At 56.5% G+C, this 24,182-nt stretch carries 22 protein-coding genes; 8 read left to right on the top strand and 14 right to left on the bottom strand.

What is annotated here, in order from left to right:
* Positions 1-15: 15 nt before the first annotated feature.
* The 8 genes from Enr10x_RS17435 to Enr10x_RS17400 all read right to left on the bottom strand — a co-directional run bounded on the left by Enr10x_RS17435 (position 16) and on the right by Enr10x_RS17400 (position 7,045).
* Positions 16-639: a DUF3592 domain-containing protein gene (locus Enr10x_RS17435; RefSeq protein WP_145110580.1), complete on the bottom strand. Its 624-nt coding sequence runs from the start codon at positions 637-639 to the stop codon at positions 16-18.
* A gap of 232 nt (positions 640-871) precedes the next feature.
* Positions 872-1,255, bottom strand: a complete 384-nt coding sequence (locus Enr10x_RS17430; RefSeq protein ID WP_145110577.1) for a GlsB/YeaQ/YmgE family stress response membrane protein — start codon at positions 1,253-1,255, stop codon at positions 872-874.
* 216 nt (positions 1,256-1,471) lie between these two features.
* Positions 1,472-2,533, bottom strand: a complete 1,062-nt coding sequence (locus Enr10x_RS17425; RefSeq protein WP_145110574.1) for a dihydrodipicolinate synthase family protein — start codon at positions 2,531-2,533, stop codon at positions 1,472-1,474.
* Between the two features lie 46 nt (positions 2,534-2,579).
* Positions 2,580-3,620, bottom strand: a complete 1,041-nt coding sequence (locus tag Enr10x_RS17420) for an NAD-dependent epimerase/dehydratase family protein (protein WP_145110571.1) — start codon at positions 3,618-3,620, stop codon at positions 2,580-2,582.
* Between the two features lie 110 nt (positions 3,621-3,730).
* Positions 3,731-4,267 carry a SelL-related redox protein gene (locus tag Enr10x_RS17415; RefSeq protein ID WP_145110568.1) on the bottom strand — a complete coding sequence of 179 codons (537 nt, stop codon included), beginning with the start codon at positions 4,265-4,267 and terminating at the stop codon, positions 3,731-3,733.
* Positions 4,268-4,321: 54 nt separating this feature from the next.
* Entirely contained in the window at positions 4,322-4,600 is a 279-nt protein-coding gene (locus Enr10x_RS17410) for a hypothetical protein (protein WP_197996071.1), read from the bottom strand.
* A 23-nt stretch (positions 4,601-4,623) separates the two neighbouring features.
* Positions 4,624-6,003 carry a DUF1501 domain-containing protein gene (locus tag Enr10x_RS17405; protein ID WP_145110565.1) on the bottom strand — a complete coding sequence of 460 codons (1,380 nt, stop codon included), beginning with the start codon at positions 6,001-6,003 and terminating at the stop codon, positions 4,624-4,626.
* Positions 6,004-6,139: 136 nt separating this feature from the next.
* Positions 6,140-7,045 (bottom strand): YihY/virulence factor BrkB family protein, encoded by a 906-nt coding sequence (locus Enr10x_RS17400; RefSeq protein ID WP_145110562.1) that lies wholly within the window; start codon positions 7,043-7,045, stop codon positions 6,140-6,142.
* Positions 7,046-7,261: 216 nt separating this feature from the next.
* Between Enr10x_RS17400 and Enr10x_RS17395 the strand changes: the two genes are divergently transcribed.
* Positions 7,262-8,002, top strand: a complete 741-nt coding sequence (locus Enr10x_RS17395) for a hypothetical protein (RefSeq protein ID WP_145450822.1) — start codon at positions 7,262-7,264, stop codon at positions 8,000-8,002.
* A gap of 82 nt (positions 8,003-8,084) precedes the next feature.
* Complete coding sequence (locus tag Enr10x_RS17390; RefSeq protein WP_145450821.1) at positions 8,085-9,533, top strand: right-handed parallel beta-helix repeat-containing protein; 1,449 nt, start codon at positions 8,085-8,087, stop codon at positions 9,531-9,533.
* Between the two features lie 16 nt (positions 9,534-9,549).
* Here the strand turns inward: Enr10x_RS17390 and Enr10x_RS17385 are convergent, their stop codons facing one another.
* A complete protein-coding gene (locus Enr10x_RS17385; RefSeq protein ID WP_145110553.1) occupies positions 9,550-11,034 on the bottom strand; it encodes a leucyl aminopeptidase in 1,485 nt (494 codons plus the stop codon).
* An 84-nt stretch (positions 11,035-11,118) separates the two neighbouring features.
* Here Enr10x_RS17385 and Enr10x_RS17380 point away from each other — a divergent pair, with 84 nt between their 5' ends.
* Positions 11,119-12,075, top strand: coding sequence for a nitrilase family protein (locus Enr10x_RS17380; protein WP_145110550.1), 957 nt, complete (start codon positions 11,119-11,121; stop codon positions 12,073-12,075).
* 7 nt (positions 12,076-12,082) lie between these two features.
* Here Enr10x_RS17380 and queC read toward each other — a convergent pair whose 3' ends face one another.
* The 3 genes from queC to Enr10x_RS17365 form a co-directional block, all read right to left on the bottom strand.
* A complete protein-coding gene (queC, locus tag Enr10x_RS17375) occupies positions 12,083-12,778 on the bottom strand; it encodes a 7-cyano-7-deazaguanine synthase QueC (protein WP_145110547.1) in 696 nt (231 codons plus the stop codon).
* A 131-nt stretch (positions 12,779-12,909) separates the two neighbouring features.
* Positions 12,910-14,310, bottom strand: a complete 1,401-nt coding sequence (locus Enr10x_RS17370) for a DUF1501 domain-containing protein (protein ID WP_145110544.1) — start codon at positions 14,308-14,310, stop codon at positions 12,910-12,912.
* Positions 14,311-14,428: 118 nt separating this feature from the next.
* On the bottom strand, positions 14,429-15,100 hold the full coding sequence (locus Enr10x_RS17365) for a hypothetical protein (RefSeq protein WP_145110541.1): 672 nt from the start codon (positions 15,098-15,100) through the stop codon (positions 14,429-14,431).
* A 235-nt stretch (positions 15,101-15,335) separates the two neighbouring features.
* On the opposite strand from Enr10x_RS17365, the gene argH reads away from it, so the two are divergent.
* The 5 genes from argH (at position 15,336) to bioA (ending at position 21,513) form a co-directional block, all read left to right on the top strand.
* Positions 15,336-16,715: an argininosuccinate lyase gene (gene argH / locus Enr10x_RS17360; protein ID WP_145450819.1), complete on the top strand. Its 1,380-nt coding sequence runs from the start codon at positions 15,336-15,338 to the stop codon at positions 16,713-16,715.
* A 33-nt stretch (positions 16,716-16,748) separates the two neighbouring features.
* Positions 16,749-17,549, top strand: a complete 801-nt coding sequence (gene truA / locus Enr10x_RS17355; RefSeq protein ID WP_197996070.1) for a tRNA pseudouridine(38-40) synthase TruA — start codon at positions 16,749-16,751, stop codon at positions 17,547-17,549.
* A 95-nt stretch (positions 17,550-17,644) separates the two neighbouring features.
* Positions 17,645-18,820, top strand: coding sequence for a hypothetical protein (locus Enr10x_RS17350; RefSeq protein WP_145110532.1), 1,176 nt, complete (start codon positions 17,645-17,647; stop codon positions 18,818-18,820).
* Positions 18,821-19,048: 228 nt separating this feature from the next.
* On the top strand, positions 19,049-20,041 hold the full coding sequence (locus Enr10x_RS17345) for a malate dehydrogenase (RefSeq protein ID WP_145110529.1): 993 nt from the start codon (positions 19,049-19,051) through the stop codon (positions 20,039-20,041).
* Positions 20,042-20,145: 104 nt separating this feature from the next.
* Positions 20,146-21,513, top strand: a complete 1,368-nt coding sequence (bioA, locus tag Enr10x_RS17340) for an adenosylmethionine--8-amino-7-oxononanoate transaminase (protein WP_145450818.1) — start codon at positions 20,146-20,148, stop codon at positions 21,511-21,513.
* Here the strand turns inward: bioA and Enr10x_RS17335 are convergent, their stop codons facing one another.
* Both Enr10x_RS17335 and lpdA read right to left on the bottom strand, forming a co-directional pair.
* Positions 21,514-22,629, bottom strand: a complete 1,116-nt coding sequence (locus Enr10x_RS17335; protein WP_145110523.1) for a hypothetical protein — start codon at positions 22,627-22,629, stop codon at positions 21,514-21,516.
* A 91-nt stretch (positions 22,630-22,720) separates the two neighbouring features.
* Positions 22,721-24,148 (bottom strand): dihydrolipoyl dehydrogenase, encoded by a 1,428-nt coding sequence (lpdA, locus tag Enr10x_RS17330; protein ID WP_145110520.1) that lies wholly within the window; start codon positions 24,146-24,148, stop codon positions 22,721-22,723.
* Positions 24,149-24,182: the final 34 nt, after the last annotated feature.

Below are 24,182 nucleotides of genomic sequence, written 5' to 3'. Positions count from 1 at the left end.
TAATCAAAAACGCGGTTAACCACCGTCCTGGTTCTTTCTGATGCGTCGTCTGCGTCGTTTCAAAGCCGAATTGGGAGAGGAAGTTGTACTTGTCTGAGCTCGTTTTTTCTTCTTCTTTTTCTTCGGTTGGCTCAAACGGGCACGCAGAAAAATAAAATTGTCATACGTGATATAGCCTCCCCAGGCCAGAAACAGCAGAGGGAAAAACAAAGCGAGGATGACGAGCCAGTTTGTTCCTTTTTCGAGAACCGCTTTGGAATGGTCTTCCGGAGAATAGAATACCGGGTGCTTCGAACCAACCGGGTATTTCTCGACGACCTCTTCGGCGTGGGATGGAATGGGAGTCTCAAAACTACGAAAGGCAATTTTTGAACTCGTATAGGGTTTTCCATCAACCGAATAGCGATACGAAACGACAGGAGTCCACGCAGGCTTTGCGCGATTTTGACCAGTCTTGACCTCTGATTGTGTGATTTCTGCTTCGGTTTGTGGCCAGTTCGCGCTTTGTCTGGCTTCGTTGTACTTGGAGATGGTCGGTTTAACGAGAAACGGTGCTCCGATAACCAGAGCGATACCAAATAAGAGTTTCGCCAGCAGAAACCAGTTCGGATCTGCTTCGTGGGGAGCTAACGCTTTCATCAAATGTCCTCAGAGGTATAACTTGTCATCAGTACTCTGGCGATCGCAGAAACTGAGCAGATGTTAGCATGTGATTCTGGTGGACATACGCGTCTTTGTCAACGCGTTTTAATAGATTACCCGAGTTAAATCATTGCCCCGTTTGGCAGAGGCGTACACTCGTAACTGTATTCCTAATCATGCAGAAAAAGAAGAGCCTGGACGATTGCTGACCGGGAGTTCTCTACGGATCTCAGTAGGTTTCGTCGGCCAGACCACGGGCACGGCGGCGACGGCGGCGGCGATGAAGCCAGCGTTCGCCATCTTCGGCTTCGGTAAAAAAGGAACCTGCCAGCATGCGATAGAAGAAGAGCAGGATGAAGGCACCGCCTGTTGCTGCCAGAAAGCCGATCGAACTGATCGGGGTCACGCGGGCACCGTCCCAGAAAAACATCAGGGTGCCGCAGCCGACCACACTGCCGCCGATACCCATCAACATGGTGGCGACGGCCCCTCCCGGATCTTTTCCGGGCATAATCGCTTTGGCTGCCAGTCCTACCAGGGTGCCGAAGCCAACCCAGACTAACATCTCGTTGACCGCTTCCTGCAGGATCCGAGTCATATTCTCATCAAACATTCTGACGGTCCTTCGTCGCTAAATGCTTTTACATTTTGTGTTTATGGGAATTATTGCGTTTGAGCAGGTTGGCCCGTTGAGGAGAGGCACTTATTACCCGACATGATTATTATCGTCAAGACCGATCTGAAACTTGGGTTACGAACCGTTTTCCTGGAATCTGGCTCAAGTTATTTGCCCAAGCAGGGCTCGAATCAATTCTGTCTGAAGCAGCAGTCAGCCACTGAGCCAGTCGTCTCGATGCTCGGCAACAAAGGCGTCATCATTGAGGTGCGGATAGGATTCATAGATCCGATCGATCTCGGCAAGTTGTCCTGGGCCCAGTGTTTCTTCCGGATTCAGACACCAGGTTCCTTCCAACAGCCCCTGCCTGCGGAGGACCTCATGAATGCCGGGAATGCAGCCCTGAAACCGGTTGGCCACATCGAAGAAGACCGCGTTGCAATCGGTGACTTCGGTGTTCAACTGCAGGATGGAGAGGGGAATGGCATTGCCTGAGGCAGCGACCTGCTGGCATTCGTCCAGGATTTCGACCGCGCGGCTGGTCCAGACGGCCCAGTGTCCGAGTAGTCCGCCTGCGATGCGACGTTCCAGTACTTTTCCATTCGAGTGAAAGCGAAACGGGGTGACCAGATCGAGGACGATGTTGTCGTCGTTGCCTGTATAGAGGGCAATATCATCGCGGCCCGATTCCGCAACTGCGCGAATCACATCCAGTGTGTGATAGCGATTAAAAGGAGCCATCTTGATCGCGGCTACGTTTTCGATTTCGCAGAAACGCCGCCAGAACGAATAAGGCAGCAGACGCCCGCCCACATCGGGTTGCAGATAGAAGCCGAAGACAGGCATGATCTCGGCGACGGCGCGACAATGCTGAATCAGCGTCTCCTCATCGGCCTCCTTTAGCGCAGACAGACTGAGCAACCCGTAATGATAACCGGTCTCTCGCGCCAGGCTGGCTTCCCGGGTGGCCTGTTCCGTGGGGCCACAGATCCCTGCGACGCGAACCAGGGGAACATTACGTGAGGCGTCAGCCCGGTCCATTTCTTCTCCCGCCAGTTCCAGCACTGGCTGAAACAGATCGATGCCCGGCTGGCGGATCTCAAACTGGGTCGTATGTACGCCGACTGCCAGTCCGCCCACACCGCTGGCGATGTAGTAACGCGATAACGCACGTTGCCGGCGTTCATCCAACTGGCGGGAGGCATTTAGGGCGAGGGGATGTGCCGGGATGGCGGTTCCCTGTTGCAGTGTTTCTGTGATGAGTGACGGGTTCACGGCGTTTCGTTTCCGAGTCAAAAAAGAATGGGGGAGACAGCTCTGTTTAGAATTTGCCGCTGCGCGATTCGAAGTGGGTTGGCTTGCCCAGCAGTGGGCCTTCGTTCTGAATCCAGTCGGCGATCCAGTGGATGATCTGATCGACGTCGACCTGTGGGGCACCGTAACGCTCGTGTCCGTACTGGCCGTTATTGAGCAGGGCGTCCCCGGCTTCGGTGCCTGTGAATTGTGGCGGTTTGCCAAAGAGCTCCCCAAAACGCTCGCAGACCTCGCGTACTTTGAGAATCTGGGGACCGGCGACATTCAGGTAAGCTGGCGGTGTCGCAGCGTCAGGCAGCGAACAGAGTGTCATCGCATTCGCATCTCCCTGCCAGATGACGTTCACGTAGCCCATCGAGATATCAATCGTCTGTTCCTGATGGACCTGCAGAGCCAGGTCGACGAGCACACCATACCGGCATTCGACAGCATAGTTGAGACGGATGATGGTCATTGGGATTTTCAGTGTCCGGCTGAAATGTTCGAACATGCGTTCCCGGCCCAGGCAGCTCATGGCGTATTCACCGACCGGATCGGGCTGATCGGTTTCCACTGAGCCCTGACCGGTCGCTGGGACAAGGCCGTAGATGTTGCCTGTGGAAAACGCGGTGATGCGGCTGTGCTGATACTTGTTACAGACCAGCGAAGGAAGATACGTATTCATGGCCCAGGTCAGCGATTCGTTGCCGGTCGCCCCGAATTTCATGCCCGCCATGTAGATCACATTGGGAACATCGGGCAGGCACTGGATGAAGTCGGCGTCGAGCAGATCCCCTTTGATGGTTTCGATGCCCAGATCTTCGAGGGGTTGTCGGCTCGATTCATCCGAAAACCGGCTGACCCCGATCACCTGGCGAGTGGTGCCGGCAGCAGCATCAGCCCGCAGAATCATTTGTGCCAGTGTGGGGCCCATTTTGCCCGCGATACCCAGTAGAATCAGATCGCCGGGTGTCTGTTTCAAGGCATCGATCACGCCGGGCGTCGGGCGGCTGAGCAGTTCTTCGAGTTGATCGGTTGTCTTAATCGTTTCGGGAAATTCCTGTGTCATATGCTTTCTGAGCGGTTCTATTCAGGGTGGTGCGACGGGATAAAAGTTCAATATCTTAATGTTCCTGCGTATTATGGCAGGTTTCGCCGGGAATTGGAAATCAGCGGGCTTCAACGGGGAGGCAGTTCGCAGGCCAGCAGTTGATCCCAGTCGGGCAGGTCGGCGGAATTTTGTGAGAAGTGGCTGGCGACGATCTGACCCTTATCAAGAATCAGTGCCGCTCCCAGTTGCTGCACATCCTTGCCCGGGATGCCGGGAAGATAACCGGAGAGGATTGTTGTCTTAAAACCGGACCACCAGATTGATGGTCCCACGACTTCAGAGAGACTGCCCCGTTTGACCTGGAACAACTGGTAGAGCTTCCGTTCCGGATCGCTGAAAGAGTGGACGTCCTGCAGTTGGTACCGGGCCAGCAACTGACTTGCCTGCTGCTGATCCATCATGTGTACGATTGCCAGCTGCAGACCCCGTTTTGTCAGTTCTGCTGACAGGGATTGTAACTGGGCCAGCACCTGGCGGCAGAAAGGGCATCCGCCGTGCCTGAGGAAGACGACCAGCACTGGGGCTTCCTCCGAGAGTTCTGCCAGCGTTTTCCCTCGCGAAGAAGGAAATGCGGCGAGCGCTTCCTGAAATGGGACTTGATCCATGCTGCTCTCTATTTTCAGACACGTGATGGTTTCGATCAGCTCGTTCGTGTCAGTTTACCACAAAGCGTCCGGATGTTCGCAGTGAAAGTCATCGATTTGTTTTACGGTATCTTCAATCTTTTCCAAGTCCGTGTAGTACATCGCGCTCGGATCAATCTTTTGTTGCTCCAGATGTTCAATTTTAGCGCGGACACTGGGAACACGGGCGATACGGGGGAGTGCTACGAACCAGAACAGGCAGAGCATACCTGTCACCAGTAGGAAACTGACCCAGCGCTGGTGCGAACCAGCAGGCTGCTGCGGTGAATCGGTTAGCGCGGAATCTTGAGACACGGATCAGCTGACGTTACTGGAGACTAAAAGAGTTCATGGATCACTTCACCGTGATCGATGGCAATCGTAGGCCTTCCGGAGTGATCCGGGAAGTGCATTTCCGGATCCATGCCTAAGACGCGATAGATCGTGTGGTGAATGTGACCGGGACGGACCGGCCGATCTGCGGGTGCGTCGCCCAGGCGATTGGTCGCACCAACAATCCGACCCCCTTTGACACCACCTCCGCCCAGCAGGCAGAACATGGAATTGCCCCAGTGGTCGCGGCCGGGAGTTCCCTTCGAAAGGGGAGGCCCACCATTGCCGCCATCGTTCATGCGGGGGGTTCGGCTGAATTCTCCACACAGGACCACCAGTACTTTTTCGCTTAAGCCCCGTTGCGCGAGATCTTCAAACAGGGCACTCACAGCCTGGTCAACGCGGGGGAGGTAGCTGTCCATGCCGCTTTGCAGGTTCCAGTGATGATCCCAGCCACCGAAGTGCACGGTGACAAAGGTCGTCCCCGCTTCCACCAGGCGGCGGGCCAGCAGTACGCTTTGCCCCCAGGTGTGTCGACCGTACTGGTCGCGGATTTTGTCGTTTTCGGCGTTAATGTCAAAAGCCTGTCGGGCCTGGTCCCCGGTGACCATGTCGTAGGCTTTCTGGTCCAGGCGATCCATGGAATCGAGCATGCCCGACTGGTCCACATCTCTGCGCAGACGATCAAAGGTTTTCAAAAGTTCCTTGCGGTCTTTGAGACGCTGGATCGAAAGTCCGTTGACCGGGCTCAGGTTCTGCACCTGGAAATTATTGTTGTTGGGATCGGAACCGGTCTGGAAGGGATCGTATTGTACACCCAGGAAGTTGCCGCCGAAATAACCGGGACGCAGTCCGATACTGGAGGCGTAGGGGACGGAAACGTAGGCCGGCATGCTTGGGTCGCGGGGGCCCAGCACCTTGGTTGCCATCGAAGCGATCGAAGGGTTTCGACCGGGAGTGCTGCCCCCACTGACGCCGCCCCGTCCGGTGAGCATCCAGTGTCCGCCGGTAAAGTGATCGCCGGTGTTGTGATGCAGGGAGCGGACGATCGAAAACTTATCCGCACATTTCGCCTGCAGCGGAAACATTTCGGTGATGTCCATGCCGGGGACATTCGTGTGGATCGGATTCCAGATCCCCTTGTATTCGCTGGGAGCTTCCGGCTTTAAGTCATACAGGTCCATATGACTGGGCCCGCCATCGAGCCAGAGGAGAATCACGGACGTGTCTTTGGCTGGGATGCCGTGCTGTGCGGCATTCGCTTTCGCATGAAGAATCTGCGAGAGGCTCGCCGAGCCCATACCGGCGACACCGACCTGCAGAAAGTGACGACGGCTGAGACCGTCACAATATTTGCCGCTGTTGCCAAATTCGACACGGAACATGGTTTCGCTCCTGAGTGCGACTAAGAAATAAGTGAACGTTGATGTATTGTAGGAAGTTCACTCTGGTTTCGTCAATAATGAACCGTTCTGATTTCCCGACCTGTACAGTAGGGGGAAGCTGTGGCAGACCCGCTTGTCAGAAGCTGGATTCGGTCTTCTGTTTGGCAGCCCGGTAAATGACCCCGTTGATTTCGCCCCCCATCATCAGAATCGCGCCGGTCATGTACAGCCAGACGAGTAACACAATGAATCCCCCCAGCGTGCCATAAGTTTCGTTGTAGTGCGCAAAATTTTCGACATACAGACGGAAGCCCAGCAGCATGACGACCCAACTGACCACGACAAACAGACTGCCCGGGGTGACAATTTTCCAGGGGAGTTTCACACTGGGGACCGCCCAGTAAATAACGGATGTGGAGATCAGCATGAAGCCGCAGGCGACCGACCAGCGTGTGCCCGCAGAAAGCAGAACCCGCAGCCAGGGCATATCGAAATAAGAGAGTAATATGTGGGCGATCGCGGGACCGACCACCAGCAGGATCATCGAGAGTAACAGCAGGAACAGTACAAAAAAAGTTAATAACAGAGCCAGGCTGCTGGATTTGAGAAACGTCCGCCGATGATCGACTTCGAAGACCGCATCCAGTCCTTTGCCCATCGTCAGAAACAGGCGTGTGCCTCCCCAGGCGAGCAGAACCACGCCCCCCATGATCAGACTGACTGTCGTTTTCTTCTGGATGTCGGCGATCTGGTCGAACAACATTTGAGAGAGATCATGAGGCAGTCCCTGGTTAATGGCATTTTCCAGGCTGACAATCAGCCCCTGGATGGGCATTTGTGCCACACAGCCAATCAGGACCATCAACAGGGGGACCAACGTGAAGACGGCATAGTACGCAAATTGCGCGCTTTGGGCACTGAGGCGGTGCTGGTTATAGCCCTTCACAGAGAGGCGGATCAGATCCCAGGGGGTCAGGCCCCCGAATTTCCACATCGCGAGAAAGCCAATTTTGCTCAGATCAAGCGGTTCCGGTTCATTCATATGATTCTAATCTGTTTGAATTTCATGATTTATGGTTATCAGGGAGTTCGGAAGACCAGCTGATTTTTAAATCGTTAAAATTCCTATAATCATTAAAGGTTAACATTTTGAAAAGTCGATCTTAGAGACAGAGGGTTCTCTCGACCGAGGGGACTCTGATTGTCATTCCGAGAGTGACATCCTTTTTTAAGTACTGAGATTGACCGGATTTTCAAAATGAATTCGTTACTGAAACTGAGTGTGGGTATCTTACTGTGTCTGCCTTTAACTGGCTGCGCCGGGCCGGGATATTACGATCCAGCCACAGGCATGATTTGCGGCGGTGAGATGTATGGCCCCACTAAATTCATGGATGATATCAGATGTTCGCTTTCAAAACACCGTGCACAGCGGATGCAAAAGCTTTGCGGCAACTGCTGTGATCCGTGTAACACCTGTGATCCCTGTGGCAGCTGTAATCCCTGCGGTGGCTGTCGCAAGCATGGCTTTGGCAAGAAACTGGGTAGCACGCTGGCATCTGGTACCTTCAGTTACGGGGGCTATGATGAAGGGGCGATGGAAACTTACCCGATGGAATCCTACCCCACACCAGGCTTTACTCCTCAGTCCAGCTGTCCCACCTGCGGTCCTCAAGGCGGCCAGACCTATGAGATGCCTCAAACTTATGGGGCTCCCCAAACTTATGAAGGTGATTCAGGTACTTATTACGAAGGATTTGTGCCGGAAGGAAATAGCGTTCCAGCAGGGCCCTCAACCGTGGTGCCCCAGAAAATTGCGCCAACCCCCGATCAGGGACCGAAAGGAGCCATTGGAAAACCCGCTCCTGCACCCGCTGCGGAAGAGCCTATGTCCTCCGTGCCCCCTTCCATGCTGTATGCACCGACGACCATTCCTAATTCAGCTCAGCCTCATCAGAAGAACCGCCCGGTGCAGTGGGTTCCAGCACAGATTCACTGAGCGACCATTCCCCGGTCATCGTTTGAGCTTAAACGTTCCGGTCTGAGCTGATTTCAAACCGGACGGGAAGGGAGACCCTGCCGTGCAGCGATATCCATCACAACCGCAGGGATCTGTTTCCCGTCGCAGCTGGATTCTAAATGGTCTGCTCTCGCTGACCGTGATTGGCAGTACATTGATCTGTGCTGCAGAATGCCGGGCAGAAATTTATGAAGTCGGCCCCGAGCAGAAGTACACATTGCTGGAAAAGGTTCCCTGGGAGAGCCTGTCACCAGGCGATGAAGTCCGCATTCACTGGCGGGCGCAGCCTTACCGCAGCAAATGGGTAATCTGCCGACGCGGCACGAAAGACAAGCCGATCGTCGTCAAAGGGATTCCCTCCGACAAAGGGGAGTTACCCGTTGTGGATGGCCGGCGGGCGGTGACGCGGCCGCAGCTGCGCTACTGGGGCGAACAGCGGGGGATCATCAAAATCGGTGGTGCCCGCGATCCGGCAGATACGATGCCTGTGCACATTGTGATCGAAAACCTCGATATTCGCAGCGCCCGCCCCTCGTTCTTTTATTTCAGCTCGGAAGGGCTGCAGAAGTATTTCCAGAACGCCGCGGCGATCTTCATTGAAAAGGGCGAACACATCACGATCCGCAACTGTTATCTGCACGATTGCGGGAACGGACTGTTTATCGCCCCCGATTCGAAAGAGATCCTCGTCGAAAACTGTGCGATCTATCACAATGGGATTGCGGACAGCTACTATGAGCACAACGTCTACACTGAGTCGGCAGGCATCACCTTTCAGGGGAACTACCTTGGTCCCCTCCGCGAAAACTGCCTGGGGAACAATCTCAAAGATCGCTCCGCCGGCCTGGTGGTGCGCTACAACTGGATTGAAAGCGGCAACCGGCAGCTCGATCTCGTCGATTCCGAGGGGAGTGATACGATCCGTTTCGATCCCCGCTACCGATCCACGTATGTGTATGGCAATGTCCTGGTGAAACGCAAAGAAGATTCGAACACGCAGATGATTCACTACGGCGGTGACAGCGGCTCAGAAGAGAACTACCGTAAGGGGACGCTATTCCTCTATAACAATACAATGATTTCGCGTCGGGCTTCCACCACGCTGGTGCGGCTGTCAACAGAGAGCGAGCATCTGGACTGCCGGAATAATATTCTTTACACGACGCACGAAGGAAAGAGCCTGGCAATTCTGGATGAAGCGGGAACCGCCAGCCTGAGCTATAACTGGATCAAGTCGGGCTGGAAGGCGGCTCACTCAACCCGGTTCGGCAAGGTCAGTTCCGAAAAAGAAATCCACTCGGGCGCGGACCCGGGATTTCAGGACGAAGCGAAAAACCTGTTCTTTCTGACCGCAAAGTCGGCCTGTCTGGGTAAAGCCGGTCCTCTGCCCGCGGCGGTGAAGGCGAACTTCCCGGTCAAACAGGAGTTCAAAGGTCCCCGGGGAATGAAACAACGCCCCGCAGCATCGTTAAACGATCTGGGGGCGCTGGAACGGGAATCCGAAGAGTAATTTCGACTCTCTTTGATCAGCCTTTGTACTCGCGGGCGACTTCCACCAGGGTACGGACCATGCAGCCGGTTCCGCCCCCTTCACGGTGGGGCAGGTTGGCAGAAGCGAACGCGGGGCCAGCAATATCCAGGTGCACCCACGGGGTTTCGCTGACGAAGTTTTCCAGGAACTTGGCGGCGGTAATCGCACCCCCCCAGCGGAGACCGACGTTTTTCAGGTCAGCCACATCGCTCTTGAGCTGCTCGGCAAACTCCGGAAACATGGGCATTTCCCAGACCGATTCGCCAGTGGTTTTCGCTGCGTCCTGAACCGCCTGGGACCATGCCGGGGTGTTGGAGAAAACGCCGGTGACATCTTCACCCAGGGCAACGACACAGGCTCCGGTCAGGGTCGCGAGGTCGATCAGGTTCGAGGCCCCGCGGTCGACAGCCAGTGTCAGCACATCTGCCAGGACCAGGCGTCCTTCAGCATCAGTGTTGAGGACTTCGATGGTCTTGCCGTTCCGGGCTGTGAGTACATCGCCCAGTTTATAAGAGGATCCGTTGACCATGTTTTCCACGAGGCCCATGTAACCCACGACATTCACGGGCAGTTTGAGGCGGGCAATTGCCGTCATCGCACCGAGTACCGCGGCAGCACCGCCCATGTCGCATTTCATGGTCTTCATGCCGTCACTCGGTTTGATTGAAAGTCCGCCGCTGTCGAAGGTGACCCCTTTACCGACCAGGGCCAGCGTGGGAGCGGAGGCGTCGCCGCCCTGATGTTTCAGGATCGCCAGACGGGGCGGCTGGTCGCTTCCCTGGGCGACTGCAAGCATAGAGCCCATCTTTTCCACTGCCAGTTGTTTCTCATCGAGGATCTCTGCTTCCAGACCGATCTCTTTGGCGATTTCAACTACCTTGTCGGCAAAGCTGACCGGAAAGATATCGCCGGCGGGACGGTTGACTACTTCCCGTGCCAGGTTGACGGCTTCGCCCAGGATCGATCCTTCCAGGACCGCCTGCTGCACTTCTGCAGAATCCGCACCAGCGATCTGAACCTCCTGGAATGGGAAGCGGCCAGGCTCGGCCCGGTACAGGTCCTGTCCTACAGAGCCGACGGTCATGGCGATGCTGATCTGGCGGGCGATCCCAGCTGCAGAAAGGGAGCTCTCTGAGACGTCCGGGAGCAGGACCGCAATGCTGGTCTCTTTTTTCGCTGAGGTGGCGCGGGCGGCGGTCATCATGGATTTTTCCAGCGCTGCCAGCGAAAGATCTTTGGCAGGGCCCAGACCAGCCAGCAGGACGCGGGGGGTTTTAATGCCCGACAGCCCCAGTAGAGTCGCCGTTGATGCCAGTTTGCCCGTGAAATCTTCAGCTTCGATCAGGCGGGTGATCTGTCCGCCGATCGCTTCGTCCAGTTGTGCTACTGCGGAAGGCAGGGGAGCTGCTTCTGCCAGGGGAATGATCAGCCAGTCTGCTTCGATTGCGGAAATGGAGTCGTTCGTCAATTGTGTCGCCATCAGTTTTAAAATCCCTTTATCGTTGGAAAACATCAGATTAAGATGGGTGAGTCCACAGCATATCAGATCGGAAGGAAAAACCCAATGAGAGACATCAGGATCGCTGCCGTCCAGTTTGAACATCGTAACGGAGACAAGGCATATAATCTGCAGCGGATCCGGGAGCTCGCACAACAGGCGGTCGACCGGGGGGCTGAGATTGTCAGCTTTCATGAATGTTGTATCCCGGCTTACACATTCGTGCAATCGTTTTCCAAAGAAGAACTGCTGGCGCTGGCCGAACCGGTGCCCTCCGGTCCGAGTACTCGGGAACTGATGCAGATCTCAGCCGAAGTCGGGGTGCCAATCCTGGCCGGGCTGTTCGAAGAGGACCAGGGGGACGTGTATAACACATACGTCTGTGTCGATGGGCACCAGCTGGTAGCCCGTTTTCGCAAGCTGCATGCGTTCGTGAATTCGCACCTGTCTTCAGGGAGTGAATACGTGGTTTTCGATCTGCGTGGCTGTCGCTGTGGGATTTTGATCTGCTACGACAACAACCTGGTCGAAAATGTGCGGATGACGACGATGCTGGGAGCCGAGATCATCTTTATGCCGCACGTGACCTGTTGCCTGCCATCAGTGATGCCCGGGCGGGGACTCGTCGATCCAAAACTCTGGGACAACCGGGACCGGGATCCGGTACGGCTGCGACAGGAATTTCAGGGCCCCAAAGGTAAGGGCTGGCTGATGCGCTGGCTGCCCGCGCGGGCCTATGACAATGGCGTATATGCAATCTTCACGAACCCGGTCGGCATGGATGACCAGGAAGTCAAGCCGGGACTGTCGATGATCCTCGATCCGTTCGGTGAGATCATTGCTGAATGCACGAACCTGGGAGACGATATGGCGATTGCTCTGTGCACTGAAGAAAAACTGGGACAAGCCGGCGGGCGGCGTTATATCCGTGCCCGGCGTCCCGAACTGTACGGCAAGCTGGTCGAGCCCCCGGCGGAACCCCCCGTGACGGAACCGGGGTGGGAACTGAAGCCCTCCAGTTGAACGCCGGTTATTTTTTCAGAGCGGGATCATCAAAGCCGGCTTCCGCGAAACCTTTGGCGCGGAGCTGGCAGGAGTCACAGTGGCCGCAGGGCGTGCCGTCGGGCAGTGGGTCGTAGCAACTGTGGGTCAGGCCATAATCGACGCCGAGTTCCATCCCTTTTTTGATGATTTCGGCCTTGGTCAGCGAAATCAGCGGCGTATGGATCTTCCAGGTTCCGCTGTGTTCGACACCCGATTTCGTTGCCAGGTTGGCCATGTTCTCGAAGGACTCGATGAACTCAGGACGGCAGTCGGGATAGCCACTGTAATCGACGGCATTCACGCCGATGAACAGGTCGAAGGCATTCAAAGTTTCGGCCCAGGCGAGTGCCAGCGAGAGGAAGACCGTGTTCCGGGCGGGGACATAGGTGATGGGAATGCCGGCTTCCAGGTCATCATCAGAGCGATCCTTGGGGACTTCAATGTCTGCGGTGAGTGCCGAGCCACCAAAGACCCGTAGATCCAGCGGGAAGGTGACAAAGTGTTGTGCATCAAATGCCTGGCAGACCTTTTTCGCTGCTTCCAGTTCGTGGCGGTGCCGTTGACCGTAGTCGAAGGAGAGCGCGTACAGTTCAAAACCGGCGTCAGCGGCCATCGCCAGTGTGGTTGCGGAATCGAGTCCGCCACTGACGAGGACCACGGCTTTGGGGGCATCGGATGACATAATGAGAAACACTCCTGCAGAGATCGTGCGCTTAAAAAGTGAAACCTAGCAGGAGCGATAGACGGATGCAATCCTTTGCCCGGATTCGGGGGAGGTTTTCCGGAACTCGCTGAATGTGGACCGTGGAAAGTTCAGAACAGGCCGTCAATGAGTTCACCCGCAGCGACCGGCGTGGGGCGGGGGAGCCTGGGGAAATAGGTCTGGTGGGCGTCGATGCCCAGCGCGTGGTAAATGGATGTGGCAAAGTCCTCGGGGCGCCAGGGACGCGTGCTGGGCAGGCTCCCTTTGCGGTCGGTGGCGCCAATGACAGTGCCGCGTTGCACGGGGCCGCCGGCCATCAGCACGCTGCCCGCATTCGGATAGTGATCGCGGCCTGCGGTGGCGTTGATTTTCGGCGTGCGTCCGAATTCGCCCATTGCGACGACGAGGGTTGTGTCGAGCAGCCCGCGCTCCTCCAGATCGTCCAGCAGGGCTGAGAGTGACATGTCCAGTTGGGGAACGTTTCCGGGGCCGGCGTAGCTGTGCCAGCGTTTGCCTTTGGGCAGGTCTGCGGGGGGCTTGGAGAAGGTCATCATCGAATCGAAGAGCCAGCCATGGTTATCCCACGTACCGTTGGTTTTGGCGTTTCCGAACAGGCCGCCCTGAACGGCCTGGTTGATCGTCACGAAACGGGCGCCTGCTTCAATCAGCCGACGACCCAGCAGGACGCGGCGGCCATAGATATTGTCGCCATAGCGTTCGCGGGTCTGTACGGATTCCTCGTCGAGGTTGATCGCTTTCTGCATCGCGCCGCTGGTCAGCATGGCGATGGCTTCCTCGGTGAATTTGTCGACCGATTCGAACTGCGAGTTCTGAATCTCCTGCAGTCGGCTCAGATTTTCCAGTTGGGAAAGCATTTCCAGTCGGTTTTCGAAGCGGACTTTCGAGAGATTGAGGCCCCCCAGTTCCATTTCCGGTTTGCTCGGATCCCCCTTGAGATCAAAAGCGGAATACGCGGTTCCCAGGTAACCAGGGGGATCGGTGTAGCGGGCGGCGACCGGAATGCCCAGATGGGCGGGCATGCCGGGGACACGGCTGCCGTACAGGGCGGAAACCAGGCAGCCGAAGTTAGGGAAATACTGTTTCCCGATCGGTTTGAACCCACTGGCGACATGCTGGGAACCGGTGCTGTGCGAGCCGCTCTTTCCCTGCCAGGAACGGATCACAGCGACTTTGTCCATCCGCTGTGCCAGCAGGGGGAGCTTTTCGCAGATCTGAATGCCGGGGACGTTGGTATCGATCGGTTTCCAGGGACCGCGGATTTCAGCAGGGGCTTCCGGCTTGGGATCGAAGGTTTCGAAATGGCTCGGTCCGCCTGCCAGGAAAATGAAGATACAGGAGATATCCTGCTTGCCTGATTCTTTCGCCCCTGACTTTTTAGCCTGGAGCAGTTGCGGCAGATTCAGGCCGAACAGACCGACGCCGATCTGCATCGCCTGTCGTCGATTCAGCAGGTGCGGCGCACACATACCGCCCGAGTTAACTTCAGTCATCGCATGGGCCCCTGGAATGGCTGGGAGAAACTGAGAGCTTCAATTCAGTGCGTTGATTATATCAATGAAAGTGCATGTGAGCCAGAGCAGTCACGCTTTTGGCTGAAATTCAGGCCGATCAGGGGAGATTAGACAGCATCGAAGTCAGGGCCAGGATCTGGTAGTAATCGCGGGAGCCGGAGAACTGGTAACCGAAGGGGATGATCCGCGGATTGTACATGCGGTCATAATTCCCGAATCCCCGATACTGCAGCGAGCCGAAGCGGAATGAGGGGCGGTAACCATTGTAATAGAAGGAGTGTCCCCTGTAGGGGGAACCGAACCAGTTGGAACGGATCAGATCACTATACATATAGAGGGCCGGCACCGATTGTAGATTGGCGAAATAGCCATTGGTCGGCAGAGCCCAGGAACCAGAGCCATAGCGGGCCAGCGGGTGTTGGACGGGCCGGCGGTGTGGCGGACAGTTCTCACATTCCTGCTGTGCGATCACGGGAATGTCACGCGGGACAATGACGATGGTGTCCGATGTTTTCTGAGCCGTTGGAGTTTGCTCAAGGGGAACCTGGACTTTTTTGGTCGCGTAGGAATTCAAACCGGGGGCAGGAGTGATCTCGATGGTCCAGGTTTCTGAAGGTGCGGTTTCCGCTGCTTCTGGATTCGGTTTGGGGGCCTCAATGGCGGCTTGAGTTGATTGCAGCAAACCGCCATTCAGGACGGCAGCACAGACGGTAAGAAATGTCAGGTTCAGTTTCATGGCTTTTTGGAGATCTTCAGGTTGTTGACTCATGTTCAAAAGAGAGTGTCTCTCATTTCCATCCTAGAGGTGCCGGGAGACCATTTACCAACATATTTCCCGGTCCGACCCGGAAAAAAGGATAAAATATGACGTCATTCCCGCTCCGGGCGCGTGGGCGGCTTGATGGATGCTGGCCGGCAGATTACTCTGCCTATGCAGGGCTTGTTTTCGATGCGGGCCCTGAGCGAAACCGATTTAATTTAACGACTTGCAGTGGAGACAGACCGTGGCCGCAAAAGCCTGGGGAGGACGATTTCAACAGCAGACCGATGCCCGCGTTGAAGCGTTTACGGAATCAATCAGTTTTGACAGCCGGCTGGCAGCAGTCGATATCCGGGGCTCGCAGGCACACGCCCGCATGCTGGCCAAAGTGGGGCTGATTACCGACGACGAATGCCGGCAGATCGTGGAGACGCTGACCGAAATCGGTGGTGAGATCGAGCAGGGAAACTTTGAATTCCGCTTTGAGCTCGAAGACATCCACATGCACATCGAAAGTGCGCTGATCGAGCGGATCGGCGACATCGGTCGTAAGCTGCACACCGGCCGCAGCCGGAATGACCAGGTTTCGACCGACCTCAAGCTCTACACCCGCGGTGCGATTGAACGGGTCGACAGCCTGCTCAAGGATCTGCAGGTGGCTTTCGTCGAACGTTGCGACCGGGACGCCGACCAGGTGCTGCCTGGCTTCACTCACCTGCAGCGGGCACAGCCGGTCAAAGCCGCTCATTACTGGCTGGCCTACTGTGAGAAGTTCGACCGGGATCGCCAGCGTCTGGCGGACTGTCTCACCCGTGTGAATGTTTCTCCGCTGGGCGGGGCGGCACTGGCGGGGAGTTCGCTCCCCATTGACCGGCACTATACCGCGGAACTGCTGGAGTTCACCGACGTGGCGCGGAACAGCCTGGATATTTCCAGTGATCGCGACTACCTGGCTGAGTTCTGTTTTTGCATGGCGCTGATCGCCACTCACCTGAGCAACTGGGCGGAAGAATGGATCGCCTGGTTCTCCACCGAGTTCGGATTTATCAAGCTGCCCGATGCCTTTACCACCGGTTCCTCGATCATGCCACAGAAGCGGAACCCAGATGTACTGGAACTGATCCGCGGCAAGTCGGCCCGGCCGATTGCGGATGTGCAGCAGACGCTGGTGCTGCTGAAAGGGCTGCCGATGGCCTACAACCGGGATATGCAGGAAGACAAACTGGCGATGTTCGATGCTTACGACACGGTCGCCGCCTGCCTGGAACTGGCAGCCGCGATGGTTGAAGGGGCGGAACTGCAGGTAGAGACCATCAATGCCAAACTGGAAGACGGCTTCCTCGATGCGACTGCCCTGATGGAGTACCTGATCAAAAAAGGGACGCCGATGCGGACCGGTCACGGGATCGTCGGGAAGCTCGTTTCGCTGTGTGAATCGCGGAGCATCCGGCTGGCGGATCTGACGCTGGAAGAACTGCAGCAGGCGTGCCCTGAAATCGAAGAGGATATCTACCAGGTGCTGGGCGCCCGGAACGCGATGGCGGCACTCTGCAGCTTCGGTTCGGGAGGCGAACAACCGGTGCAGGAGCAGACCGCGTATTGGAAAGAGAAGCTCGGTCTCTAAGTCAGACTGGCTGGTGCCGACGAAGCAATGGTCATGAGAAATATCAAACTGACACTGGCTTATGACGGATCGGAATACGCCGGCTGGCAGGTCCAGCCGAACGGTGTTTCGGTGCAGAGCTGTGTGGAAGCGGCGATCGAAAAGCTGACGCAGCAGAAAACCGGGGTGCTGGTGGCGGGACGCACCGATGCCGGCGTGCATGCGCTGGGGCAGGTGGCCAGTTTTCAGACCGAGTCAAAGATTCCCTGCAAAAACATCCAGTCGGGGCTGCAGCGGTTTCTGCCGGACAGCATTTGCGTCCGGGAAGTGGAAGAGGTTGCTGCGGACTTTCACGCCACGTACTCGGCGGTACAGAAGCGGTACCGGTATGTGATTCACAACAGCAGCGTGCCTTATCCGTTCCTGAAGCGTTATGTCTGCGAATTCGGGCGGCCGCTGGATGCGGAGCAGATGCATCTCGGGGGACAGTATCTGCTGGGCAAACATGATTTTCGCTGTTTCGAATCCCACTTTCCCAACAAGGCGACCAGCGTGCGGACGGTGAAAGAACTGACGGTACAGCGGACCTCGGTCTGGCCGGTCTGGGGCGCGGATCCCGGGCTGTCGCAGAGTGCTGCGAGTTCGTCGGCGGAGTTCATTACCGTGGATATTGTCGCGGACGGCTTTTTGTACAACATGGTGCGGGCGATAGTAGGGACCCTGTTTGAAGTGGGGGTGGGACGCTGGGCTCCTGAGAAAGTCCGCGAGATTGTCGAGGCTATGGATCGTTCCCAGGCGGGAGCGACGGCACCGGCGAGCGGACTCTATCTGGTTCAGGTTGACTACGACGCCTGATTTTTTCAAAGTAGATTAATCCTGTCGTCACGAATTGACGTTATTCTACCGCCGAGTGATCTCTATTGCGTTTAGATTCAGACTAAAAGGGAATTATGAGTCAGCAACCACCGCCTTTGCCTCCGCATGATGCCGATGAGCCGATCTTCCTGGAAGACTCTTTCGGGGAAGAGGGGGAGCGGATTGATGGGGAAAAGGGGCATATCTTTCCCTGTGAAGGCTGTGGTGCGGATCTGATCTTCGATATCCATACCCAGAAGCTGAAGTGCCAGCATTGCGGCTTTGAAAAAATGATCGGCATCGATCCTGACAAGGAAGTGGAAGAGCAGGATTTCTACGGCATGCTGGCCCACCTGCAGGTGCTCCGCGAACAGCAGCAGGACGCAGAAGATGAAACCGCCCAGGAAGTCCGCTGCGAGAGTTGCGGCGCGACGCTGAGGTTTGTGGGGACGCTGACCAGTTCGGAATGCCCCTACTGCGCCTCACCGATCCAGTTGGATAAAGTGCATACATCCGAGAAGCGGGTACCCGTGGATGCAGTGCTGCCGTTTCAGATCGATGAGAGTGTCTCGCGCGAGAATCTGAGAGCCTGGGTGAAGTCGCTCTGGTTTGCTCCGAATGATTTTGTCGAGAAGGGGGCGGAAGGAAAATTTCACGGCGTCTATCTGCCTTACTTTACCTTCGACAGCCTGACGAGCAATTATTACTCGGGGCAGCGCGGCGAATACTATTATGTGACGGTCGGAACCGGCAAGAATCGTCGGAGTGAACGCCGGACCCGCTGGTATCCTGCCTCTGGTAACTTCCAGCGTTTTTTTGACGATGTCGTGATCCTCGCCTCGTGGGGGCTGCCGCGAGGATTGATCCGGGCGCTGGAGCCGTTTCCCATGCAACTGCTGGTTCCGTTTAAGCATGCCTACCTGGCCGGATTCTCGGCCCGGACTTACGATGTTGAACTGCGAGATGGTTTCGACCTGGGGAAACAGCGGATGGACGAAGCCATCTATTCCGAAGTCTGCAGCCGGATTGGCGGCGATACTCAACGGGTGGATACGGTGCAGAGCCAGTACGATGCGATTACGTATAAACATCTGCTGTTGCCACTCTGGCTGATGAGCTACAAGTACAAGGGGAAGCTGTACCAGGTTGCGGTGAACGCGGCAACAGGCGAAGTGAACGGAGAGCGGCCTTACAGCTGGGTGAAAATCACGCTGGCCTGCCTGGCCGCTGCGGTGGGCATCGGCGGAGGCGTGTATCTGTTCAATCAATGATTGCGTTCGTCCGGGTGGTTCCAGAACGGGTAGAAATCGTCTATTTTCTCAGGCTGTGACGAGCTGGAGCATCGCATTTGCGGCGAGTCTTCAGAAATTGGAAACTGATGGCCCCGGTCGGTTGCCCATCTGGCGGTGTGGAGGTACAAAAAACAGAATAAATCTGCGAACTTCCACCTGGAGACAGGTTCACTGAGCCACATTCATAAGTTAAGGAGCGATAAAGAGATGAATCATCCGATTCGAGTTGCAGTTACCGGGGCAGCCGGCCAGATTGGCTATGCTATGTTATTCCGCCTGGCTTCCGGGGAGATTTTCGGTCCCGATCAACCGGTGATTCTGCATCTGGTCGAGATTCCTCCTGTGCTGTCTGCCCTGGATGGGGTCGAAATGGAACTGGAAGACTGTGCCTTCCCGACTCTGGCTGGTGTTGTCAAAGCGGACAGCGATCATCTGGAAGACGGTTTCGCCGACTGTAACTTCGTGATCTGTGTCGGTAGTGTCCCTCGTAAGGCTGGCATGGAGCGGGGCGACCTGATCCGCGTCAACGGTCCGATCTTCACCAGTACCGGCCAGGCCATTCAGAATGCTGCTGCCGACGATGTGCGTGTTCTGGTAGTCGGAAACCCCTGTAACACGAACTGCCTGATCGCGATGGCGAACGCTCCCAAGGTTCCCCGTGATCGCTGGTACGCGATGACCCGTCTGGACGAAAACCGGGCTCTGACTCAGATCGCCAAGAAATCCGGTCAGCCGGTCTCCGCTGTGAAAAACATGAACATCTGGGGCAACCACTCTGCGACCCAGTTCCCGGACTTCTATCACGCGACTATTAACGGTGCTCCGGTTCCCGAAATCATCGAAGACCACGACTGGCTGCGGGGTGAGTTCATCGAAACCGTCCAGAAACGTGGTGCCACGGTGATCAAGGCCCGCGGTGCTTCGAGTGCCGCTTCCGCTGCGAATGCCGCCCTGGATACCGTCAAGAGCATCATCACTCCCACCCCGCTGGGCGAAAGCTTCAGTGCCGCCGTCTGCAGTGATGGCAGCTACGGTGTAGATGAAGGCCTGATCTTCGGTTATCCGCTGACCAGCGATGGAAACACCTGGAAGATCGTCGAAGGCATCGAGCATGACGATTTCGCTCAGGACAAATTCAACGTCACTCTGCAGGAACTGCGGGATGAACGGGATGTCGTCCGCGACCTGCTGCCGGAATAATTCGGTACGCGTTTGAAGTTTCAGTGAAAGAGTCACGATCTCCGGATGTGGCTCTTTCGTTGTATAAATAGCCTCGTTTTTTGCTTTCTCAATGTGAGACGCTCATGCAACCTGAAGAATTACGCCGAATCGACAACGAAGCCCTCTGGCATCCGTTTACCCAGATGCGGGGACATCGTGAGGAAAACGTGCCCCTGATTGAATCCGGGGACGGTTTTTACCTGATCGACGTCGAAGGGCGTCGTTACCTGGATGGCGTTTCTTCACTGTGGTGCAACGTGCACGGGCATCGCGTGCCCGAACTGGACCGGGCGGTGCGAGATCAGCTTGATAAAATCGCGCATTCCACGCTGCTGGGACTGGGAAGTGTGCCTTCGATTGAGCTGGCAGCAGAGCTGGTGAAGCGGACGCCGGATGCGTTGACGAAGGTCTTCTATTCCGACAGCGGTTCCACGGCGGTGGAGATCGCGCTGAAGATGGCATTTCAATATCACAACCAGAAGCCAAACCCCGATGCCCAGACGCGGGACCTGTTCGCCTGCATGCAGCACGCCTATCATGGCGATACGATCGGCTCGGTGAGTGTGGGGGGGATTTCCATCTTCCACGAGATCTTCGGGAAGCTGCTGTTTCATTCGGTGCAGATGCCCTGTCCGGCAGCTTATCATCGTCCCGAGGGAATGACCGAAGCTGAATATCTGGAGCACTGCTACCAGGAACTGGAACGGCTGCTGGCAGAAAATCACGAGCGACTGGCGGCGTTTGTCATCGAACCGCTGGTGCAGGGGGCGGCCGGTATGTTGATGCATCCGCCCGGTTACCTGCAACGGGTGCGGGAATTGACCACTCAATATGGTATTCCACTGATCGCCGATGAAGTGGCGGTGGGGCTGGGACGCACGGGGACGATGTTCGCCTGTGAGCAGGAAGGGGTCACGCCTGATTTCCTCTGTCTGGCGAAAGGGATTACGGGGGGCTACCTCCCGCTGGCGGTGACCATGACCACCGATGAAATCGCGGCAGCATTTGAAGGAGAGCATACTGACTACAACGCGTTTTACCACGGGCATACTTACACGGGGAACGCTTTAGCATGTGCGGCGGCTCTGGCGACGCTGGAACTCTTCGATTCACAAAATACGCTGGAGAATGTCAAAGCAAACGAGCAGATCCTCGCGGAACGACTGGCGGAGCTGAAAGATCACCCGCATGTGGGCGAGGTTCGTCACAAAGGGACGATGGTGGGGATTGAACTGGTGGCGAATCGGGAAACCCGGGAAGCCTTTCCCGCTGATCGACGCATGGGCCATCAGGTGACGCTGGCAGCCCGCGAGCAGGGGGTCATCATCCGTCCGCTGAGCGACGTGGTGATTTTAATGCCCGCACCGGGGATGCCGGGAGAACAGGTTCACCAGCTGTGTGATGTTGTCTTCGCGGCGATCGATAAAGCGATCAGCCTGCAGGTGGCCTGATCAGGGCTTGTCCGAGTCGGGTTGATCGGGTTGATCTGGTGTTTCGGGCTGATCAGCAGAGTCCGAATCTGCCCGTTCCCCGAGTTGCTTGAGGACTTCGCCGATATCGACGGTCTCGATGTCCTTCAGATCATCCATGGATTTGTCGGGCTGTTCCATCAGTTTGGCGGTTTTGCTGCGGGCGAATTTCTGGTCGCTGACGGTGAATCGCCAGATCAGAAAAGCCAGGGTGATACTGATCACCAGGAACAGAGCCACGATGTATTTTACGGCGCCGGAGGAAGTCGGTGCCTGGGCTGTTTCCGAGGGAGGGAACCAGCGGATCTGACGTGCCAGCAGCAGGGGGGCTGTCTGGAGTTTGCCTGCCTGAGAGGGATAGCCGTACTTCTTGAAATAGTAACCGGTGATCTGGACGGAAGGCATGTCTTTGAGATCGGGGCCCTGGGGAATGTCAGCAGGCAACTGCGTGCAGAGAACCCGCCAGGGATGTGTGCCGGAATCTCTGGAAAAGAACCAGCCTTCGTACAGGGTTTTGACTCCATATTTGTTGTCCTCGACTTCGAGCGGTACCAGGCGTTTCAGTTCCCCTTTGACGGTGATCAGCTTTCCGCGGTACTTGTTGGAATCGTTCATGATCACGACAAACTGGGGAGCGGGATCGGCAGACTGTTCGAGGACGTTCTGGGGGATGGCAGCCGCTTTCGCCAGCAAGTAGTAGAGCGCTCCTGCCTCGTGCTCGCGGACCCCCAGCGTGCTGTCAGAGACGGAATTGAGCAGACGCGGATCGACGCGGACGTCGTATTCGCCGTTCTCCTGTTGAACAGAGATCGCTTCCGGCAGCGCTGCATGGGGCGCCGGCTCGGAGCGGAATTCATCCGGCTTCAGCTGGGTGTCCTGCCTGACGTTGAAGTCGACGTCACGGTCCGGGTCGAGTTGCTGCTCGCTTTGTGATGCCTGATCGGCTGGTTTACCGGTGAGCCAGTACCAGGTGGATTCGCGGGACGCATACAGGATCGCCAGCAGGATGACTCCCAGGGCGGCGACGAGACGGAAGAGCCGGACCTGATCCCGGCGGCTGAAGTAAGAGGGCGTTGAGGATCGATTGTGAAACCGCATTCAAAACGCCCTTTCTACTGTTGGATTTCCGTTTACAGGCAGGCATTCGACTGCGAACAGACGTGGTGTCGAATGCCGCCCCGTTCGATGTCTACTTCCGCTTGGGTTTGTACATATGCGTGGCCTGTCCCAGGAAGCTTTCGGCGGCTTCCATGAGGGTTTCCGAAAGTGTCGGGTGAGCGTGAATGCTCTCGGCGACATCTTCGGCGACCGCGGCCATTTCGACTGCCATCACGCCTTCGGCGATCAGTTCGCCTGCACCGGGGCCGACGATGCCGACACCCAGAACGCGGCCTTTCTTCTTGTCAAAGATGATTTTGGTGAGACCTTCCGTGCGGGCCAGGGTTTGGGCACGACCGGAGGCGGCCCAGGGGAAGCGGGTGATTTCCACATCCAGTCCCTGATCTTTGGCTTCCTGTTCGGTGACGCCACACCAGGCGAGTTCGGGATCGGTAAACACGACCGCGGGGATCGCGATGTTGTCGAACTCAGCCGGTTCGCCGGCGATCGTCTCTACGGCGACCTTGGCTTCGCGGGTTGCTTTGTGGGCCAGCATCGGTTCGCCGGCGATATCACCAATGGCGAAGATGTGAGGCTCTGCGGTCCGCTGATGCGAATCGTTGACGATGAAACCGCGCTCGTCGAGTTCGAGTTTCGTGTTTTCCAAGCCAATGCCTTTGTTGTTGGGACGACGGCCGATGGAGATCAGCACGCGGTCGAAAGTCTGCTGGGGTTCAACCCCTTCGCCACTCAGGTCAGCGACGACACCCTTGTCGGTGGGAGTCAGCTTTTCAACCTTGGTATTCAGATGGATGGCAGCGAAGCTTTCCTGCAGGCGTTTCTGGAGCGGTTTGACCAGGTCGCGGTCGGCTCCGGGAAGCAGGCCGCCGGTCATTTCGACCACGGTGACTTCCGAACCCAGGGCCGCGTAGACACTGCCCATTTCCAGACCGATGTAACCGCCGCCTACGACGAGCAGTTTATTCGGGATATCTGCCAGTTCAAGGGCACCGGTGGAGTCCATGATGCGGGGATCATCCAGATCGAACACGGGAGGTACGGCGGGCGAAGAACCGGTGGCAACGATGGCATATTTGAAGCCGATGGCTTCGGTGGTGCCGTCGTGTTTGGTGACTTCGACGGTGTGTGAATCTTTGAAACGACCGAAGCCTTTGACGATTTCGACGTGGCGTGCACCAGCCAGCTGTCCGATCCCGCCGGTCAGCTGCGTGACGACTTTCGATTTGAATTCGCGGAGCTTGTCGATGTCAATTTTCGGCTTTTCGAAAGTGACACCCCAGTCGGACGACTCTTTGGTTTCGTTGATCAGCTTGGCGACGTGCAGCAGTGCCTTGGACGGGATGCAGCCCCGATTCAGACAGACACCGCCGGGGGCGACATCGTCGTTGACCATGATGACTTTGAAACCCAGGTCAGCGGCTTCAAACGCAGCCGGATAACCGCCGGGACCCCCGCCGATGACCACAATATCCGTTTCTCTGGTTGCAGATCCAGACATGATATGAATTAACTTTCTTTGTCTTTTTAATGCT

The sequence above is a fragment of the Gimesia panareensis genome (assembly GCF_007748155.1).
GTDB classification, from domain to species: Bacteria; Planctomycetota; Planctomycetia; order Planctomycetales; family Planctomycetaceae; genus Gimesia; species Gimesia panareensis.
The sequence above is the reverse complement of the archived record's forward strand: the minus strand, read 5'-3'. Positions and strand labels throughout refer to the sequence as shown.